General features: G+C 43.7%; 23 protein-coding genes and 1 pseudogene. 19 read left to right on the top strand and 5 right to left on the bottom strand.

What is annotated here, in order from left to right; genetic code table 11:
• Positions 1-36: 36 nt before the first annotated feature.
• From HFV01_RS25035 to HFV01_RS25005, 10 genes and pseudogenes are all read left to right on the top strand, one after another.
• Positions 37-411, top strand: a complete 375-nt coding sequence (locus tag HFV01_RS25035; protein ID WP_193520481.1) for a group I truncated hemoglobin — start codon at positions 37-39, stop codon at positions 409-411.
• 75 nt (positions 412-486) lie between these two features.
• Complete coding sequence (locus tag HFV01_RS31280) at positions 487-1,053, top strand: nitrate reductase subunit beta (RefSeq protein ID WP_006621981.1); 567 nt, start codon at positions 487-489, stop codon at positions 1,051-1,053.
• Between the two features lie 48 nt (positions 1,054-1,101).
• Positions 1,102-1,434 carry a 4Fe-4S dicluster domain-containing protein gene (locus tag HFV01_RS31275; protein ID WP_006621979.1) on the top strand — a complete coding sequence of 111 codons (333 nt, stop codon included), beginning with the start codon at positions 1,102-1,104 and terminating at the stop codon, positions 1,432-1,434.
• A 165-nt stretch (positions 1,435-1,599) separates the two neighbouring features.
• Positions 1,600-1,791: a nitrate reductase gene (locus HFV01_RS31270; RefSeq protein ID WP_285894524.1), complete on the top strand. Its 192-nt coding sequence runs from the start codon at positions 1,600-1,602 to the stop codon at positions 1,789-1,791.
• Positions 1,788-1,943, top strand: coding sequence for a hypothetical protein (locus HFV01_RS31265; RefSeq protein ID WP_223064654.1), 156 nt, complete (start codon positions 1,788-1,790; stop codon positions 1,941-1,943). Before HFV01_RS31270 ends, HFV01_RS31265 begins: the two co-directional genes overlap by 4 nt.
• 143 nt (positions 1,944-2,086) lie before the next feature.
• The gene (locus HFV01_RS25025) at positions 2,087-2,260 is read left to right on the top strand and encodes a nitrate reductase delta subunit (protein WP_006621977.1); all 174 of its coding nucleotides are present in this window, start codon (positions 2,087-2,089) and stop codon (positions 2,258-2,260) included.
• A gap of 352 nt (positions 2,261-2,612) precedes the next feature.
• Positions 2,613-3,032: a respiratory nitrate reductase subunit gamma gene (locus HFV01_RS25020; RefSeq protein WP_006621976.1), complete on the top strand. Its 420-nt coding sequence runs from the start codon at positions 2,613-2,615 to the stop codon at positions 3,030-3,032.
• 412 nt (positions 3,033-3,444) lie between these two features.
• Positions 3,445-3,570, top strand: a pseudogene (locus HFV01_RS31830) (hypothetical protein); the annotation flags it as partial.
• Between the two features lie 3 nt (positions 3,571-3,573).
• Positions 3,574-3,876 carry a hypothetical protein gene (locus tag HFV01_RS31255; protein WP_006621973.1) on the top strand — a complete coding sequence of 101 codons (303 nt, stop codon included), beginning with the start codon at positions 3,574-3,576 and terminating at the stop codon, positions 3,874-3,876.
• Positions 3,877-4,346: 470 nt separating this feature from the next.
• Positions 4,347-4,871 carry a molybdopterin-dependent oxidoreductase gene (locus HFV01_RS25005; RefSeq protein WP_006668909.1) on the top strand — a complete coding sequence of 175 codons (525 nt, stop codon included), beginning with the start codon at positions 4,347-4,349 and terminating at the stop codon, positions 4,869-4,871.
• Here the strand turns inward: HFV01_RS25005 and gcvT are convergent, their stop codons facing one another.
• Entirely contained in the window at positions 4,872-5,984 is a 1,113-nt protein-coding gene (gcvT, locus tag HFV01_RS25000) for a glycine cleavage system aminomethyltransferase GcvT (RefSeq protein ID WP_006621970.1), read from the bottom strand.
• A gap of 290 nt (positions 5,985-6,274) precedes the next feature.
• On the opposite strand from gcvT, the gene HFV01_RS24995 reads away from it, so the two are divergent.
• From HFV01_RS24995 to HFV01_RS24975, 5 genes are all read left to right on the top strand, one after another.
• Positions 6,275-7,126 (top strand): PEP-CTERM sorting domain-containing protein, encoded by an 852-nt coding sequence (locus HFV01_RS24995; protein ID WP_193520480.1) that lies wholly within the window; start codon positions 6,275-6,277, stop codon positions 7,124-7,126.
• Positions 7,127-7,338: 212 nt separating this feature from the next.
• Positions 7,339-9,141: a sodium:solute symporter family protein gene (locus HFV01_RS24990; protein WP_193520479.1), complete on the top strand. Its 1,803-nt coding sequence runs from the start codon at positions 7,339-7,341 to the stop codon at positions 9,139-9,141.
• Between the two features lie 81 nt (positions 9,142-9,222).
• On the top strand, positions 9,223-9,510 hold the full coding sequence (locus HFV01_RS24985) for a small RNA NsiR4-regulated ssr1528 family protein (protein ID WP_006621964.1): 288 nt from the start codon (positions 9,223-9,225) through the stop codon (positions 9,508-9,510).
• Positions 9,511-9,641: 131 nt separating this feature from the next.
• A complete protein-coding gene (locus HFV01_RS24980) occupies positions 9,642-10,697 on the top strand; it encodes an AAA family ATPase (RefSeq protein ID WP_006668906.1) in 1,056 nt (351 codons plus the stop codon).
• A 2-nt stretch (positions 10,698-10,699) separates the two neighbouring features.
• Positions 10,700-11,584: a hypothetical protein gene (locus HFV01_RS24975; protein WP_008056606.1), complete on the top strand. Its 885-nt coding sequence runs from the start codon at positions 10,700-10,702 to the stop codon at positions 11,582-11,584.
• Between the two features lie 51 nt (positions 11,585-11,635).
• Here HFV01_RS24975 and HFV01_RS24970 read toward each other — a convergent pair whose 3' ends face one another.
• From HFV01_RS24970 to HFV01_RS24955, 4 genes are all read right to left on the bottom strand, one after another.
• On the bottom strand, positions 11,636-13,261 hold the full coding sequence (locus HFV01_RS24970; RefSeq protein ID WP_193520478.1) for a vWA domain-containing protein: 1,626 nt from the start codon (positions 13,259-13,261) through the stop codon (positions 11,636-11,638).
• Between the two features lie 76 nt (positions 13,262-13,337).
• Entirely contained in the window at positions 13,338-13,925 is a 588-nt protein-coding gene (locus tag HFV01_RS24965; protein ID WP_006621959.1) for a deoxycytidylate deaminase, read from the bottom strand.
• Positions 13,894-14,328 carry a dUTP diphosphatase gene (gene dut, locus HFV01_RS24960; RefSeq protein ID WP_006668904.1) on the bottom strand — a complete coding sequence of 145 codons (435 nt, stop codon included), beginning with the start codon at positions 14,326-14,328 and terminating at the stop codon, positions 13,894-13,896. The genes HFV01_RS24965 and dut overlap by 32 nt, the downstream gene beginning before the upstream one ends.
• A gap of 75 nt (positions 14,329-14,403) precedes the next feature.
• Positions 14,404-15,855, bottom strand: coding sequence for an FAD-dependent thymidylate synthase (locus HFV01_RS24955; protein WP_006621957.1), 1,452 nt, complete (start codon positions 15,853-15,855; stop codon positions 14,404-14,406).
• Between the two features lie 48 nt (positions 15,856-15,903).
• On the opposite strand from HFV01_RS24955, the gene HFV01_RS24950 reads away from it, so the two are divergent.
• The 4 genes from HFV01_RS24950 to HFV01_RS24935 all read left to right on the top strand — a co-directional run bounded on the left by HFV01_RS24950 (position 15,904) and on the right by HFV01_RS24935 (position 18,524).
• Entirely contained in the window at positions 15,904-16,476 is a 573-nt protein-coding gene (locus HFV01_RS24950; protein ID WP_174447131.1) for an HD domain-containing protein, read from the top strand.
• Positions 16,477-16,498: 22 nt separating this feature from the next.
• Positions 16,499-17,635, top strand: coding sequence for an ABC transporter ATP-binding protein (locus HFV01_RS24945; RefSeq protein WP_006621955.1), 1,137 nt, complete (start codon positions 16,499-16,501; stop codon positions 17,633-17,635).
• A gap of 104 nt (positions 17,636-17,739) precedes the next feature.
• Positions 17,740-18,060 carry a hypothetical protein gene (locus tag HFV01_RS24940; RefSeq protein ID WP_193520477.1) on the top strand — a complete coding sequence of 107 codons (321 nt, stop codon included), beginning with the start codon at positions 17,740-17,742 and terminating at the stop codon, positions 18,058-18,060.
• Positions 18,061-18,068: 8 nt separating this feature from the next.
• A complete protein-coding gene (locus HFV01_RS24935) occupies positions 18,069-18,524 on the top strand; it encodes a type II toxin-antitoxin system VapC family toxin (protein WP_008052923.1) in 456 nt (151 codons plus the stop codon).
• The last annotated feature ends 403 nt before the right edge of the window (positions 18,525-18,927 follow it).

The raw sequence follows: 18,927 nt of genomic DNA, 5'->3' as shown, positions 1-18,927 counted from the left end.
AAACCGATGCTAATGTACACATTCACCAGGTAAAAGATGGCGACTTTATTTGAAAAACTGGGCGGTAAGGATGCGGTTGACCTGGCTGTTGATAAGTTTTATGAACGGGTTTTAAACGACGATCGCATCAAGCATTTCTTTGTTAATACGGATATGAAAAAACAGCGATCGCACCAGAAAGCCTTTCTCACCTATGCCTTTGGTGGCAGCGATAAATATGATGGGCGCTATATGCGGGAAGCCCATAAAGCCTTAGTCGAAGAACAAGGTCTAAGCAGCGAACATTTTGATGCAGTAGCAGAAGACCTAATGGAAACCCTAAAAGAAATGGGAGTTCCTGATGACTTATTAGCAGAAGTTGCCGCTGTAGCCGCGGCCCCGCAGCATAAAAAAGAAGTGCTGAACCAGTAAGTCAAAAAAACTAGCCTTTTCCTTTATCCGGGAAAGGCTGGCTTCCCTCTAATCCTCAAAAAAGGAGCAAAAGCCATGAATATTCGCGCTCAAATTTCCATGATGTTTCATCTGGACAAGTGCATTGGTTGCCATACCTGTAGCGTTTCCTGTAAAAATATTTGGACCGATCGCCAAGGCCCCGAATATATGTGGTGGAATAACGTAGAAACCAAACCAGGAACAGGTTATCCTACCCAATGGGAAAATCAAGAACAGTATCAAGGAGGCTGGAAAAAACCAGAAGGTAAGGAAAAAATCGAGTTACCTTCCACCAACAAAGTTAAAGGTTTAGCTAATATTTTTCATCAACCCTACTTACCTACTATTGATGATTATTATGAACCTTGGACTTACAAATATGAAGACTTATTTAACGCCCCAGCTAGTGACGATCAACCCACCGCTAAACCCATTTCGCTAATCACTGGAGACGAAATCGATATCAAGGCAGGTCCCAACTGGGATGATGACCTCGGTGGTTCCCCAATTTACGCCAGCAACGACCCCAACCTAGAGGCAATTAGCGAACAAGATCGGCAAACCTTATTTGAAATCGATCGCCTTTTTTTCTTCTATCTTCCTATCTGGTGCATTATATAAACGGGGAGAAGATGGCATGGTTTTAGTCAATCAAAATGTCTGTCGGGGTTGGCGTTTTGGAGTCACCGCCTGTCCCTAAAAAAAGTTTATTATAACTGGAAATCAGGCAAATCAGAGAAATATATCCTCTGTTTCCCCCGCTTAGAAACGGGTCAACCCCCCGCTTGTTTCCATTCCTGTGTCGGACGCATTCGCTATCTGGGAGTTCTGCTTTATGATGGCGATCGCATTCAAGAAATCGCCTCCTGTGATGAATCAGAATTAGTCACAAAACAACGGGAATTAATCCAAAATCCATTCGCTCCCGAAGTCATTGCCCAAGCCGAAAAAGATGGGGTTAATACTTCAGTCATTGAAGCCGCCCAAAAATCCCCAGTTTAGAAATTCGTCAAAGAATGGAAACTGGCTTTACCTCTGCATCCAGAATTTCGCACCTTACCCATGTTATTCTACGTTCCGCCTTTGCTTCCGGTATTAGGACGGGTAGACAACGGCACCTATAACACCAATAGCGACAACTTTTTTGGCAACTTATAACAGGCTAGAATCCCCATTGAATACTTAGCCAAAATGTTGACAGCCGGAAATAAAGACTTAATTAAAGAAACCTACCGCAAGTTGATTTCTGTACGATTATCTAAACGGTTGCAAGAAGTTGGAGATTTAGATGCTGACAAAGTGCAAGAAGCAATTTCCCAAGCCGGTTTAACCCCTGAAGCGAAGAAATCTATCGCTTGACTTCTCTGGCAACCTGGGACGAACGATTTCTCATTCCTTCCATGCACAGGGAATATGCCATTTCTATGATTGAAGATACTCAACTGCATAAGGGAGAAGTTGGAGTTGGTTTCAGCACCAGAGCAGCGAGAGGACTGTCAACCAATTATTAACACTATAACATCAGTATTTCCTGAGAAATTTTCTCCCAGACTCTCTCAGCAAATACATCACTAAATAAGCCAAATCATCAGCATGAATTCATGGGCGAAAGGAAGGAAACCAGAAAACACACCTCACTGCCCAGCTTGATTGTGTGACACAGACTTATCCGAATGTTGAGCCATTTTTAGCAGATTTTGTTCAGTTTTTGCAAAATACCCCCACCCCCAACCTAGAAGAAATTTACACCAGCACCTTTGATCTGAATCCAACTTGTTACCCATATCTGGGATATCAACTGTTTGGAGATGGCTATCAACGGGGATAATTCTTGGTTAAATTAAAAGAAAAATACCAGGAACATAACTTTATTGATAACAGTCCAGAATTGCCGAATCATTTAACCATTTTCCGGGAATTCTTGGGTTAGTTAAAACCAGATATCAACTAACTCAACAATTAATTAATGATGGGTTAGTCCCCGCGTTAGAAAAAATTAAAGCAGGGTTTAAAGAGCAGAAGCCCTACGGTCAGCTTTCAGAGAGTTTACTGATGATTGTTCAGCAAACTTTAAACCCCGTCACTGAGGTCACTTATTGGGATTACTCATTCCCCAGTCGGTCTGAGCTTGGAATGGCGTACCTTGGCGGTTATATGTCCTATAAGGAACGGGTTTATCCTTGGCATTTTTAACCTTTTTTGGTTTAATCATGTTAATGATTCGCCGAGCATTTCCACCGAGAATTAGGGCGATTACTTCGGTGATGGATGTTGTCCTATTAGTCGGGTTATTTGTGCAAGTTGTTGCCGGAATTTGGACAGCAATATTCTATGGTTGGGGGTCATCCTGGTATGCAGGGGCAGCAGTTCCTTATCTGTGGTCAGTTTTGCAATTTAACCCCAATATTTCCCTAGTCGAAAATTTACCTTTGATGGTAAAAGTTCATATAGTGGGAGCTTTCTCATTGGTGGGATTATTCCCCTTTACTCGGTTAGTTCACTTCCTGTCTTTACCGATTCAATATATCTGGCGATCGCCCCAAGTAGTAGTTGGGAATCAGTCCGTCGGTGCCGTGACTCACTCCGAAAGCAAACTTTAACCAAAAATCCCCTAAAAACAGGAGACTTAAAACTATGTCTCAAGCTAATTCCCATCAAATTCAAGCCCAACAAAACCTCTGGTTAGCCACTCTTGGCTTTGCCGTTTCCTTTGCTTGTTGGGGAATTGAGCCTGTGCCTTGTTGCTCAATATGACCTTTTTGCGTAGTGGCACCATAAACACGCTCACGAATAATTTGCTGATGTATTCTGAAAAAATCAGGGAAATTACAAGGAGTAGCATTCATGTTAAATAAATTTATTAAAGTTTTCCTCATCTCTGCTGTTATCTTTGGGCTGGCAATATTGAACCATACACCCGCAGCCATAGCCGCCGAAAATGGTCAAGTTTGATTTGAACAATCCTGTGGGGGATGTCATACTTTAGATGGCACGGGGAAAGGATTTGCTCCCGACTTACAAGGAGTCACAGAAAACCGCGATCGCCAATGGTTAATTAATTGGATTGCCGAACCGGATAAACTGATCCAAAATGGCGATCCTCTCGCCCAAGAAATTCTCGCCAAATATAATGGCGTTCCCATGCCCAATATAGGATTAACTCTCGAACAAAGCGAAGCAATTGTTGACTATCTGGCTGGAGGAAATCAACACTTTACGGAAGCAAAAAAAGCCGCCCTATTAGCATTTTTTGAACAGCAAAATGCGGTGGTCAATGAACCCGCAGCTACGGAGATTTTTTGCACTTCCTTAACCCCTAGTTGGCAATTAGTATTAATGGCTTTAGGAGGTTGCTTAATCTTACTGATTCTGAGTAATTTAACTTGGCGCGATCGCTTTACCGGAGTTCGCAACAAATTAGTCGAAAAATCAATGCAGCATTAAACCCAACCCACTAACTCTGAGTGAGATTTGGGCATAAATTCGGAAAAAAAACGAACCCTGGACTTCTATTATGAATAACCCCTAAAAACGCCGGGAATATCAACAAGCGAGAGGGAAAGGTGGTTTTCGTCGCAGTAGTTGGGATTAAGTGTTAGAAATTATTAGCGCATCCATCACTCATACTGTTAAAAAAGAAGGAGCCGATCGCATCATTAGATTTTCTCCAATTCCCGCCCTGTCTATGTTGAGTTATGCAGTGGGTTCGCGATTTTTGCAACTTTTAGGACTGGTACAATTATCATGGAGAAATTGACCCCTTATTAACCCTACTGGAGAATGGCGATCGCCATTTATCGGTCACCTTTACCGACTTCTCCGATAACGAATCAACTTGCCAACGGGAAGTCCCCGTCAAATATCTAGAAACCGCCAATGGCAGCCTAACAGTCACCACCATTTATGACCTATTAATGGCGCAATTTGGAGTTACTCGAGGCTTAGGGGGAGACTATCCCGAAAACTATGACGATGAAACCAAACCTTATACCCCCGCATGGCAAGAAAAATTCACAGGAATTGACCGACAAACCGTGATTCAACTAGCCCGTGAATGGGCAGCAAATGCCGAAATTACCGAAGGCAAATCCAGCATTATTATTGGTGCCGGGATTAACCATTGGTATCACAATAATCTCATGTATTGTGCCGCTATTGTCGGCTTAATTCTCTGTGGCTGTGTCGGTCGTAATGGGGGAGGATTAAATCACTATGTGGGACCAGAAAAATTAGCCCCTAATTCTTCTGGGAGTACCCTAGCCTTTGCCTTAGACTGGCAAAAACCACCGCGATTACAAAATACGCCCAATTTCCACTATGTTCATTCCGGTCAATGGCGCTATGAACGGACTCTATTTGAAAGTGTGAATCGGGAGGATCTGCGATCGCTTATCATGAAGAAACCCCCAGGATTTAATCTTCTGGTTAGGGGTCAATAACTACCGATGTGGGGAACGATAGAAGGGACGTTTAACAACCGTTGCGGGGTAGATTTGATTACGGATTTCTACTTCTACTTGGCTGCCGATTTTGGCTAATTCTACGGGAACATAGGCTAAGGCGATCGCCTTTCCCAGGGTAGGCGACATCGTGCCGCTGGTAATTTCTCCCACCACTTCGCCGCCAGCCTTCACAGAATAACCGTGGCGGGCAATATATCGGCCCTGCATTTCTAGCCCCACTAACCGCCTCGATAAACCCCCGGATTTTTGCGCTTCTAGGGACTCACGACCGATAAAGTCCCCCTTCTCATCCCAATGGATTAACCAGCCTAAACCAGCCTCTAAAGGGGTGCTATGGGTATCAATATCTTGCCCATACAAAGCCATTGCCGCTTCTAAACGCAGGGTATCTCTAGCCCCCAAACCACAGGGCGTGGCTCCCACTTCTATTAACTCCCGAAATAGATTTACTCCGGTGTCGGGATTTACCATGACTTCAAACCCATCCTCTCCCGTGTATCCAGTCCGGGCGATAAATGCAGGTTTTCCGAAAAGGGTAGTTTCTATATGTCCAAAATTGGCAACTGCTGATAAGTCCGCTTCTACTAGGGATCCAAGGACAGCTTCCGCTTGGGGTCCCTGGACTGCAATTAATACCTGGCTGCGAGATAGGTCTTCTAGGGCGACTCCGGTTCCTTCCAAATGGGCGACCACCCAAGCCTTATCTCTGGACTTGGTGGCTGCATTAACAATCATCATTCCCCGCTGGTTTCCCGTGGCTGGGTCTAAGCCTTGGTAGTAAAAAATCACATCATCCAATATGCCGCCACTGCCATTTAATAGGACTGTATATTGGGCTTGACCGGGTTGCAGACGACTGAGACTAGAGGGAAATAGGGGTTCGAGGGCATTGATTAGCTGTTCACCTTCGAGGTAAAATTTGCCCATGTGGGAGATGTCAAATAGTCCCACTTGCGATCGCACTGCTTGATGTTCTTGGGTAATACCGGAATACTGAACCGCCATTTCCCAGCCCGAAAAGGGAACCATCCTGCCTTTTAGTTCAACGGATAGGTCATACAGAGGGGTGCGAGTCAGGGTTGGTTTCATTGCCGGAGTCCACGGTAATGGGATAAGGATCTATTTTAAAGCAAACTTTCACAACTGCGATCGCCTCCCTGGAAACTCTCCATGGTGGACCTGGGCGGTAGGGATGCCACAATTTCCATGAAATCATCCGTATTTTCACGCAATTAAATCGGCAAGTAATTTCCCTAATCAAAATGTTTCATCTTTACAGAAACTTTACAGTAATTCCCCTCACTGCGGTAGCAATCTTTATATAAAACCAGTTATTTTGAAAATGCAAAGGATGAAGAAAAGTTAGCGGGGCTTGAGTTATGAAATCTAATTATGCTAAAACATTAATCGGAAGTGCGATCGCCGCCACCTGCATGATCGCAGCTACTGCTACCACCGCCACTGCTGGACAGTTTCACAATGGCTGGAACTATGCAATTGATGCCATTGGCGACGGTTCCGGTGGTGCCCAATATGATATCTACGGTATGGCAACCATGCAAACCTCCGATACTATATGGGTTGCCTTAACAGGCGGTACACCATTGGCGGGAGTTAACACTATAGATGCCACAAGTGGTGTAATTGGTTGGGGTGACTTGTTCTTCAATTTCACCGGAGATGATTTCCTAACCGCCAGCCAAAATAACGCTCTCTTTGGTGTGCGTTTTGCCGAAACTAATGATTCTGGTGCATCCGAGTTAGGTGTTTATAGCAATGTTCGCGCAAAAAGTGTGACTAGCATTAACAACGGATACAACAGCCTGCAACACTACTACAACTCTGGATTTGATCGCCCGAACACCATGGGTACTGACATCGCTACCAGACAGGAGGCTTACGACTATTTCGGTCAAACAACTTCTATCGATAACGTGATCGCCTCTGGTAACTTGGTTGGTGGCATTAATATGCACTCCCAACAGGAATTGTTAAATGCTGGCTTAGATTTTGGTAACTTTAACCGAGCGGGAACCCATACCTTTGGTTTCAGCTTCAGTAAGTCTTTGATTGGCAGTGGTGACTATTTAGCCAGCCTATTCCTAGAATGTGGTAATGATGGTGTAGCCTTGGCGGGTGTCTCTGTCCCGGAACCCGGTACTCTTGCTGGTTTAGCTTTGCTGGGTGTGACTTTCATGGGTAGCAAAGTCCGCAAGGGTCAAAAAGCCTAATCAACGTCAAAATTAAATGGAGTGCGATCGCCATTGCAGCCCCTCGCCCTTTTTGGGAGAGGGGTTTGACGTGAGAAGTCTCAGATCAGATTTAGTCGATCGCATCGGGTTCATTTTCAGGTAAGGTTTGTAGAACAGCGATCGCTTTCTCCAGTAACTCCGCGATGGCTAACCGATATTTTGCCTTGTTCACTGAGATTCACTGAAAATTCATGCACCCGATTGATTGGCTGATTGTCCTAGTTTACCTAATCTTGACCATGGCGATGGGACTCTACCTGTCGCGGAAAGGGTCGAAAAGTTTGGCGGATTTCTTTGTTTCTGGTCGATCGCTTCCCTGGTGGTTAGCTGGTATCAGTATGGCTGCTACTACCTTTTCCATCGATACCCCCCTCTATATTACCGGGGTTGTGGCTAACCGGGGAATTGCCGGAAACTGGGAATGGTGGACCTTTGGCATCTCCCACGTGATTATGATCTACATTTTTGCCAAAATGTGGCGGCGATCGGAAGTTCTCACGGATGCGGAATTGACAGAATTACGCTATGGCGGTGATATGGGCGCAATTTTGCGGGGGGTGAAGGCGTTTATTTTTGCCGTCCCCATGAATTGTATTGCGATCGGTTATGCCATGTTAGCCATGGTTAAGGTGGTTGATGCTTTGGAAATTTGGCAAAGTTTGGGTATTGAGGCGGGAGACAATAACCTTAAACTTTTTAGTGTGGTTGGGGTCAGTATTTTTGTCTTGATTTATGCCGGTTTAGCCGGACTTTGGGGAGTCGTAGCCACGGACTTTTTCCAGTTTTTTCTGGCATTATTTGGGGCGATAGTTGTGGCATATTTTGCCCTGGGAAGTGTCGGGGGGATTCACTCCCTGGTTGAACAGGTGCCGATCGCTTATCCTGACCAAGATATTTTGTCTCTACTTCCCGTTAATTTTGGTGGCGGCGAGGGTTGGATTAGTTTTAGTAAAACGGCGGGAATTACCGCTAGTACATTTTTCGCTTATATCTTTCTTCAGTGGTGGTCTTGGCGACGCAGTGACGGCGGCGGGGAATTTGTCCAACGATTTGCAGCCGCCAAAAATGAAGCCGACGCAGAAAAGGCGGCTTGGACTTTTAATATTATGCACTATGTGATCAGAACCTGGCCTTGGATTTTGGTGGCTTTGGCTTCTGTGGTGCTGTATCCTGATTTAGCCGATAAGGAATTAGGCTATCCTAAGTTAATGTTAGATTTCCTCCCCGTGGGAATTTTGGGGATGGTGGTTGCGTCCTTATTAGCCGCGTTTATGAGTACGGTTTCCACCTCCATTAATTGGGGTGCATCGTTTATTACCAATGACCTCTATTTGCGGTTTGTCAAGCCGACAGCCACTCAAACTGAGTTGGTATTGGTGGGTAGGTTATCGTCTGTTTTAGTCACGGTTTTAGGGGCGATCGCTGCCTTTTTAGCCACGGATGTAGCCACAGTTTTTCGCCTGGTAATTGCCATTGGTACCGGGTCGGGTTTAGTATTAATATTGCGGTGGTTTTGGTGGCGGGTAAATGCGGCGGCGGAATTAAGTGCGATCGTCGGTAGTTTCTTCGTGGGAATGGTCACGAGTCTTTCCCCTTGGTTCAAAATTGAAGACTTTGGTTGGCGGATAATTTTTATCACCATTAGCGTGACTTGTTTATGGGTGATTGTCTTAGTATTAACTCCCCCAGAGTCCGAAACCACCCTAGAAACATTTTATCAAAAAGTGCGACCAGGAGGACCAGGTTGGAGTCGGGAAAGGATGAAAACTGGTTTATTTCCCGCCCAGGATTTAGGCTTAGATTTACAACGGGTTTTAGCCTCTATATTTTTATTGCTGGGGTTACTATTAGCGACGGGAGGATTTCTACTTCTCCAACAGGCGATCGCATGGATATCACTAATTGTGGCGGTTATAGGTGGTGTCTGGTTGCGACATTTATCAAGGCTGAGAATTGAACCGACACCCAGACCGGGATTAGATGATCCCATCTAAACTGAGGGCTAGTCATGGTGTGATACGCCTACAAATGGCTGCTATAATAATGCTGGTCAAACATGGCAGTTATAATTTATCATGAGTGCAAATTCTACCAACACCGGAGCCGACGCTATTGATGTGGCGATCGCCCAAGGACTGGATTTTGATGGGAGTCCCATTCCCCCAGAAAAGCTAGAACTATATCATAAAGTGATGGCTTTGGAAGGACAGCGCCAACGCAGTGGGGTTAGTAATACTATGCGATCGCGCATCGTCCGCATTGGAGCGAAACATATCGCCCAGTCGGAACTAAACCAGATGCTAGAAGCCGCAGGTTTTGCACCCCTAAAAGATAAAGAAATCGAGTTTTATTATAACAAATAACCCTCGGGTTTGCTGGCGGCTCATTTCTAATCGCCATGGCTTGACCATTAAATATCTGGTTGGGCTATGGCGATATTAACTCAATCTTTAATTATGCCATATTCCAGAACTTTTGTGAATGGGTAAAACCGATGAAAATTGAATCGATTAACTTGCAGTATTTTAAAAAATTTCGGCACCTGGAGTTGGATTTTACGGACTCGGAAACCGGATTAGCAAAAGATTTGATTGTTTTAATCGGAATGAATGGTGCTGGCAAAACCAGCATTTTACAAGCTATAGCAGCCACTTTAGGGATGGCAACGGGTCGGATCCATCACTTTCATGACTTAAAATGGCTGGGATTTAACTATGAATTATTAGGGAGTAATTGGGGAAAGTTTGAGCCAGGGGTTGCCGTAAAAGTTCAATTTTCATCTCAGGAAATTAAGGCGATTCAAGAGTTTTATCAAAATCTGGAAGGCTCTGGTTATTCTCATGCTCCGGCTCAAGAAAATGTGGTAACTATTAAATGGCGAGATGGACGAGTTCAGGCTGAGACAGCGGCTGAACTTTTCCAATTTAAGGGTAGAGAATATGCCAAAAAATTGGTACGTTCCCACGGATTTAATGTCTTCGAGCGAGTGGGTACAGTGCTGTGGTACACAGAACAAAGAACTTCAACTAGCTTGACTACTGAAGATCCAGATAAAACAGTTGAAATTACCGATGATATTCTGCGCGATCGTTTATCTAAGTGGCGACAGTTTCATCAAGATATTAAATCGGGTAAAATCAAAAATTTACGACCCGGACAAAGAGATTTATATGGGGATCTCGAACGTGCTTATCAAGCTATTTTTCCCGAACGGAGTTTTGATGGTCCTGTGCTACGAGAGGGAGTAGATGACATTTTAAGTGAGCCTTGGTTTTACCTGTATGATAGTAAGAATCAGTACGAAATTTCGGAAATGTCGGGAGGAGAGCGATCGACTTTTCCCATATTGGTAGATTTTGCTAGTTGGAATATTCATAATTCAGTGATTTTAATTGATGAAATTGAACTGCATTTACATCCGCCTATGCAACAAGCATTACTGAGATCTTTGCCGAAACTTGGGAAAAACAATCAATTTATAATTACTACTCATTCGGATTATATAGAGCAGCTAGTCCCCGATGCAAATATTATCAGATTCGAGATATAGTTATGAGTGTAATTAGTGGTGGAAAAACTATTTTTTGCGAGGGGAAGGAAAGCAGCTTAGATTATCGTTTCCTTAATCGATTAGTTGAGGATATATCAGGCGATCGCCCCACGATTGTACCCACGGGTGGAAAGTTTGGATTTTCCATCTTTGCACAGGCTTACTTCGGACAAAATCAAACCACAAATCCAAGATATATTGCTTTTCGCGATCGGGATTTTGATCAGCAACCGACTCCCCAGACCCAACTGCTTTCACTGCGCCATAAAAGGGGTAAAGTATCGGCATACTTGACTTACAGATCTTGTCTGGAAAATTATCTATTGAATGCAGATTTAATTGATAAATATTGGCAGGAAAAGTATCAGGAAAAAATAGAAAATCCTTCCTCAAAATGGAGTTATAATAACTCACCGGGAATCAATAAAATTTCCGAATGGATTGAAACGAGTGCTAGAAATATACAAGATTATCAAGCTGTGCGATGGTCTTTAGGTGAGTTATTAGCTGGTAGTAGCGCCCGCGAAACACTGAAAACAACCTGGACAGGAGGCAGTGGCACTCTTCCGAGTTCATTAGTTTTACAGGAGTGTAAAATTAGTGCCTTAGAAATGATTACAAAATTTCGACAAGCTGTTGATACAGTGACATCGGAGAATTTGGAAAAACGTCTGACAACTTATCAAGAAAAATTTAGTGATGAAGAATTTTGGAATCGCCAACAATACTTAATTTGGTTTCACGGAAAAGATCTGATCAAACAAATGCAGAGACAGGAGAATAGATACCCCCCTTTAAAACAATTTTTAGATTGGGGAATTACTAGAATAAATATTAATCAATATCCTGATCTATTGGAGTTGAAAAATAAAATTGAGTCCCTTTAGTTGGAAGTGGCGATCGCCTTTTAATTGACAATCGCCTAAACTGCTGCGAGGTTAACGTTGGGGAGTCCTTTTTACTAACTGGATAAATTCGGATCGATAGCCGTGTAAATCAACACCTTTGGATGATTCTGCTAATTGTAAGACTTGTGGAAAACTGGAATTTCCGCGATAGGGGGAGTTTCTTAACAGCATCCCAAACTCAGCCACAGCCGCCGCAAATCGGAAGTTATCCGAGGTTTGATTCAGGGGAAGACTACGGTTAATTATGGGCTGTTCAAGTAACCGTGATTCTGTTTCCGTTGGGGGTTTATAACGGATTTTCAACCTCATTAATTCATTGCTATTATAGGCTTCTGAACTGACGACATTTTGCTGATAAGTTAACTGATCCACCGCCGGTAAATTTACATCTGATTCTACACCAACGGGGATAATTTCATAAAGGGCTGTTACGGAATGTCCCGCCCCAATTTCTCCCGCATCTTTGGTATCATCATGAAAGTCCTGATTTTCCAGGCGGCGATTTTCATAGCCAATTAACCGATAGGCTTGAACTTGGGCGGGGTTAAACTCTACTTGAATTTTCACATCTTTAGCAATGGTAAATAGGGTTCCGGTTAATTCGGTAGACATCACTTTTTTGGCTTCCATTAGGTTGTCTATATAGGCATAGTTACCATTGCCATGATTCGATAGTTTCTCCATTTTGGAGTCTTTATAATTCCCCATACCGAAGCCTAACACGGTTAAATAAATACCGCGATCGCGATAAGATTCAATCAGCCGCACCAATTCCGCATCACTGGATACACCCACATTAAAATCGCCATCAGTAGCCAGAATTACCCGATTATTTTTGGCTTCACTTAGCATCCTGGTAGCTAACTCATAGGCTAATTTAATACCTTCACCGCCAGCGGTTGAACCTTGGGCTTGTAAGCCATCTATGGCGGCGATAATTTTCTGTTTTTCATTACCAGGGGTAGGAGGTAAAACCACACCAGCCGCCCCCGCATAAACAGCGATCGCCACCGTATCCTGTTCGGTGAGTTGGTCAACTAATAACTTAAATCCTTCCTTCAATAGGGGTAGTCTATTGGGCTGATTCATGGAACCAGATACATCCAATAAAAATACCAAATTACTAGGGGGTAATTCCTCGATCGCTAAAGTTTTACCCTGTAACCCAATATGAACTAATTGATGTTGCGGGCTCCAAGGGGCTGAGGATACTTCTGTGGTAATTGAAAAAGGTTCTTCGGCTTGGGGTTGAGGATAATCGTAGGAAAAATAATTAATCAATTCCTCAATTCGGACTGCATCAATGGGCGGACGTTGACGCTGGTTAATAAAGCGGCGTACATTACTATAGGATGCTGTATCAACATCAATCGAGAAGGTAGACAGGGGATTAGCTGCTACTAATTGAAAGTTATTTTCGGCAATTAAATCATAGGTTTCTGTGTTGGGAATTTCGGCATCCAATTCCAGCGGTATTGGTGACGGTGTGGCTGGTGTTAAGCCTGCATCTAAATAAGTTTCCCCTACGCGAGGGGTAGCTAACTCCCGTGGAGGAGACTGTAAGGACCTATTATAGGCATCATCACAGGAGGCAATTAGCAATACTGGTATCAAGCTAATTCCGACTAGCCAAGGTGAAGATTTGCGAGTAATCATTTTGCTGTCATCCTCACTAATTATTAGAGGTTGATAATCAGGCTTAAACCAGCATTATCTGGGGAATCATCACCAGTCAAGGACGAGGTACAGAAGTAGGATTTAGGAGAAACATGGCTCCTTGTTGAGCGATTTCCTGAGATAGATAGATTTGTTTAATGCTGACTAAACCTTCTTTAACGAACATATCCCGCAGCATAGCTTTTTCCCCACTATTAAAAACCTTCTCATAGTAGACTTCCTTAATCCCTGTAGAAATAATCAATTTCAGGCAATAGATACAGGGTTCTAGGGTGACATAAATACTGGCACCAGCGCAGCAAATACCATGTTTGGCGGCTTGAGCGATCGCATTAGCTTCAGCATGAACCGCCCGCGAAGGTAGGGTTTGACTAGCATCACAACTACTAAGTCCAGGATAACAGAAACCCTGGGTAGTACAGTGAACCGAACCGGAGGGGGAACCATTATAACCGGTTGCGAGAATTTGCCTATCTTTGACAATTACCGCCCCCACTGGGAAAGCCAAACAGGTTGATCGGGTGGCTGCTAGTTTAGCAAACATCAAAAAATACTCATCCCAGGTAGGTCTGATGGGGGGTTGGTAATTGGGCGCGATATCTTCCATAACATTAAACCCCGAAACCTGTCGATCCAAATCCATTATAACCCCTAAAGGTTGAATTGAGTTGTTCTACGGCTTCAACTTCGACCCGTACAATTGGCGAGATGACCATCTGGGCGATTTTCATGCCTATTTCTACTTTAAATGAGGTGGTGCCATGATTAATCAAGATCACGCCAATTTCTCCCCGATATCCGCCGTCAATGGTTCCGGGACTATTTAAGACTGTGATTTGGTGTTTGAGGGCTAAACCGCTGCGAGGACGAACCTGGGCTTCGGTGTTGGGGGGAAGGGCGATCGCAATTCCGGTGCGGACTAAATGACTTTTACCAGGGGGGATTTCTATATTTTCCACTGAGAATAAATCCAGCCCGGCATCATCTTCATGGGCATATTTGGGCAAAATGGCTGATGGTTTTAGTTGCTGAACTTCGAGTTTCATGATAGCTATATTTTCCAAGAGTTTAACCCCTAAGTATTGGGGCTGATTGTTGACCAGTTTACTTGACCGGATAACTTAGGGAGCGAGTCGGCTTTTACCGAGGCGATTTTTTTGATACCATTGGGCAATGGCTGGAGTCCATTCTTGTAGATGGGGCCACATCAAATCACAGAGTTTTTGGATTTCTAGTTGAGCGTCTTTTTTATAGCGTAAATCCAGAAAATGTAGAAGCGATCGCAGATTGAAACTCACGACAAAATGCTGTCGGTAGTCAAAGGGAATTTTACCCCTAGCGTGTTCTTCTGACAAACCATTATCTAAATCGGCTTTATAGCGTTTAGCTGCTTCTAAACACCAGTCCAAATCAGCTTGTCGCTGTTGGGGGGAATAATAGTATTTTTTTCCTTGGCGGTCTGTGTAGTCTCCTACTGGACGCAAATAAAAGATATCTTCCAAGTCTTTTTTGTTTTCGGCAAGTTCAAGGATCTGATTTCCCGTATACCGATAAGAATTGTGAACCACAATCCCATTAGCCACGAAATTATGCCAGGGTCCGTCAACCTCCAGATCATAAGTCATTTGTTTTCCAATATATTCGATTTGAGTGACTTTGACCGGATGTGCTTTTAAACTTTTAACTTCTCCTCTGGGTTGGTAAAACTTAGCCAATTGCAGATTTTGATTGGGCTGATTCAATTGTGCAACTTCCCCCAGCCGAGGATTTTCCCGAAGATTCAAACCTTGATTAATCTGGTCATCACAGCAATTTTTATGGGTATAAATAGCATCATTTGTCCAAACTCCATTACACATCAACTGACAATTTTGGGTGGTCGCCAAAACTTCGTGATTTTCGTCAACTATCAAACCCAAAGCATCGCCCATGGTCTGCCAACCTGCACTGGTTAAGAGACGGTGATTGATGGTACAATTTAGGGTTTTTCCATCCGCAAGGGTCAGCCGATAGACGGGTTGCAAACCACTACACATCACATTATTGACATGACCGATTTGGAAAGTTCCGGTTTCCTCATTCAGAACCCGCAGGGACATTTTCTGAATCCGTTTCTTGCCATGGCGGCGGTATTCTCCGGGTGGTTGGTTGTGGCGACCGATAATTTGGCGAGTCCGAATCGCTTTTTCTCCATTTTCCCAAACATCATATAAATCGGCAATTTTGATTTTTCTCAAACTGCCACTGGCTTGAATAAAGGTGACTTCTGTATCACCATCTAAACATTGGACATCGAAGGAAATTCCCACGCGATGAGTACGTGCTTGCTGCATCACACTATGGGGAAAATAGCCACAGTTAAATGTGATGCTAGGATGTTCTAAGGGGCCGTAGTGTCCACGCTCCCCTGCTAGTAGACGCTTAACAATTATCTCCCCCGCTTCCAATTCTGACGGCCAATGGCTTCTACCATCAAAAACAAACTTGTCTGTATAGTCCTGGTGCATCGCTGCATAAATTACCTGTTGCGGGTTGTGGGTTTTAGCGATGACTTCAACTCGGAACCGATCCATTATGATTAAAAAAAACGCCTCTATCTATTAAACCCTAGAATGGCAACTATGCAGTTATCAAAACGATTTACCCAGGCTGTGACCTACGCGACGGAATTACACGCTAATCAGGTTCGCAAGGGGTCTGGGGTTCCTTATGTGGCGCATTTGTTGGGGGTGGCGAGTTTGGCCCTAGAATATGGGGCCGATGAGGATGAAGCGATCGCCGCCTTACTTCATGATGCGATCGAAGACCAAGGGGGAGTGAAGACGGAAAAAGAAATCCGGCGTAAATTTGGCGATCGGGTCACGGAAATTGTGAAAGGCTGTACAGATAACCATCAGACCCCATTACCACCTTGGCGGGAACGTAAACAGGCTTATATTGCACATATTCCCACGGCTTCGGCTTCTGTGCAGTTAGTGTCTGCTTGCGACAAACTTCACAACGCCCGTTCGATTTTAAAAGATTATCGAGAAATTGGAGAGCAATTATGGGATCGCTTTAGTGGCAAGCGGGACGGTACGCTGTGGTATTATCGATCATTAATAACTGCTTTTCGTGCTGGGGGACTAACGCCCTTGGTAGATGAATTAGATCGGGTGGTTTCAGAACTTGAACGGCTAGTTAAAGCAAATTAAACCCTAATTTACTGGAAAGCTAATGGCAACTGTTCGTTTGGAAAATATTACCCGTAGTTATGATAGCGCTACGGCGATTGAGGGGATTAGCCTAAATATTCCTGATGGTCAGTTTTGGGTGTTGGTAGGACCTTCGGGCTGCGGTAAATCAACGATTTTGCGGACAATTGCGGGTTTAGAAAAAGCTACCAGTGGCGATATTTATATAGGCGATCGCTTAGTTAATGACATTATGGCACGCGATCGCAATGTGGCTATGGTATTTCAGAATTACGCCCTCTATCCGCATTTGACGGTCGCAGAAAACCTGGCTTTTGGTTTAAAAATGCGGGGGACTGATAGCACTAAGATAGAACAACGGATTCAGGAAGTAGCGCGATCGCTATCTATTGAACATCTGTTAAGCCGCAAACCTAAACAATTGTCGGGGGGTCAACAGCAACGGGTGGCTTTAGGTAGGGCGATCGCCAGGGAACCTGATGTGTTCCTTTTAGATGAACCTCTATCTAATTTAGACGCACAATTACGAGACGATACACGCGCGGAACTGAAGCAACTTCACCAGCGCCTAGGAATTACCACAATTTATGTGACTCATGATCAGGTTGAGGCTATGACCTTAGCCGATCGGATTGTGATTTTAGAACAAGGTCGTATCCAACAGGTCGGGACTCCTCAACAGGTTTACAGTAAGCCTGCTAATAGGATGGTTGCCACTTTTTTGGGTAATCCTCCCATGAATATTATCCCGGCTACCTATGGTAATAGTTTATTTTGGGTGGGTAGTCAATCGGTGGCTTGTCCGATGGTTATTCGGGAGAAAATACACCCCCAGGAAGGACAGAGATTTGAGTTAGGAATTAGACCGGAACATTTACAATTAAACCTCAGCGAGTCGGAGACTGATCCGGTTGAAAAAGATGTTTGGGCTTTGGATAAAGTCCCTCTGGAATTAGAAGTTAGTGTGGTTGAACCCCTAGGACGGGAAACTTTAGTGAGGGCTACCTGGCCATCAAATGACCCGAAAACTGTACAGGGAAACATATTACAATTGATGGCTTCCCCCAGTGTGCGTGTGCGTCCTGGCGATCGCATTCCAGTTACCCTAGATTTAAACTATTTAATGATTTTTGACCCGGCTACTGGGAAAGTTTTATAATCAATCATCATCGGTGGCTCGCAGACCAGAGGCGATCGACCTCCAATTGTCGTTGCTATAATGGTTAAATATCAACCACTATCAACCCCACGGAGGAATTTTTTATGGATACTCAGAAAATTCTCAACAATCCTGAATCGAATCGGGAAGCTAATCAGGTTTCGATTCAAGAACAATTCCATCAAGAAATTGAACAAACCCCCGATGAAATTTTAGCGATCGCTTTAGAATTTCTACTATTTATGAAGTCTCGCGCCTCGGATTCATCGCGATCGACAGCAGCATCAATCCTTAAAACTCTGGAAAAAATTGGTCAATGGGAAGGAGATGACTTGGAGGAATGTTTAGAGTTAGTCCATACATCTCGTGGTCAATTATATATTTCCACTGATGACACAGATACTCAAGCATTGAAAGCAGACTAACAGATTATATGTATTTATTAGATACCAATCACTGTAGTTTAGCCATGAATCATCAACCGGATATTATGGCTAGGTTAGCAGAACTTTATCAGTCCCAAATTTGTACTTGTGTGATTGTACAAGCCGAGTTAATTTATATGGCGGAGAATTCTCGACAGCGAGACAATAATCTGAATCGGGTAATCGAGTTTTTGCAAAATATTTTGATTTACGAAATTGATTCAAAGACTGCCGAAATTTATGGCTCATTTCAAGCAGATTTGATGAACAATTTTGGACCAAAAGAGAAAAATAAACGCCGTAAAACTCGACTGATTGATATTGGAGTCAGTCAACACGACTTATGGATTGCTTCAATTGCATGGCAACACAATCTGATTTTAGTTTCAGCAGATAGTGACTTTCAACGAATCCAAACGGTGCGGGATTTGACTGTGGAAAGTTGGTACAGACCAACTAACTAAACTTGAGGCGATCGCCTGCTCTATGTGGTCGGCTTAACCTACTAAAATCGACCATTAGGTGGCTGAAATAAGACGCTGTAAATAGGGGATTATAGGGGATTATGACCAGCATATTGACATCAAAAACTGCCCCAATGATGATGAGGGAATGACTAAGTAATAAGCTACCCGATGACCTAGTTTTGTTAGGTGACTTACTAAAAATAACCATCACCCAACTTGGCTTATATCTGCTGGAATAAGTAATTCATGGCTTCCCCCTGTGTGTGCGTCATGGCGATCGCATTCCAGTCACCCTAGATTTAAACTATATCGGTGGCTCGCAGACCAGAGGTGATCGACCTCCAATTGTCGTTGCTATAATGGTTAAATATCAACCACTATCAACCCCACGGAGTAATTT

The sequence above is a fragment of the Limnospira fusiformis SAG 85.79 genome (assembly GCF_012516315.1).
Lineage (GTDB): Bacteria > Cyanobacteriota > Cyanobacteriia > Cyanobacteriales > Microcoleaceae > Limnospira > Limnospira fusiformis.
This window is presented reverse-complemented; position numbering and strand designations above follow the sequence as displayed.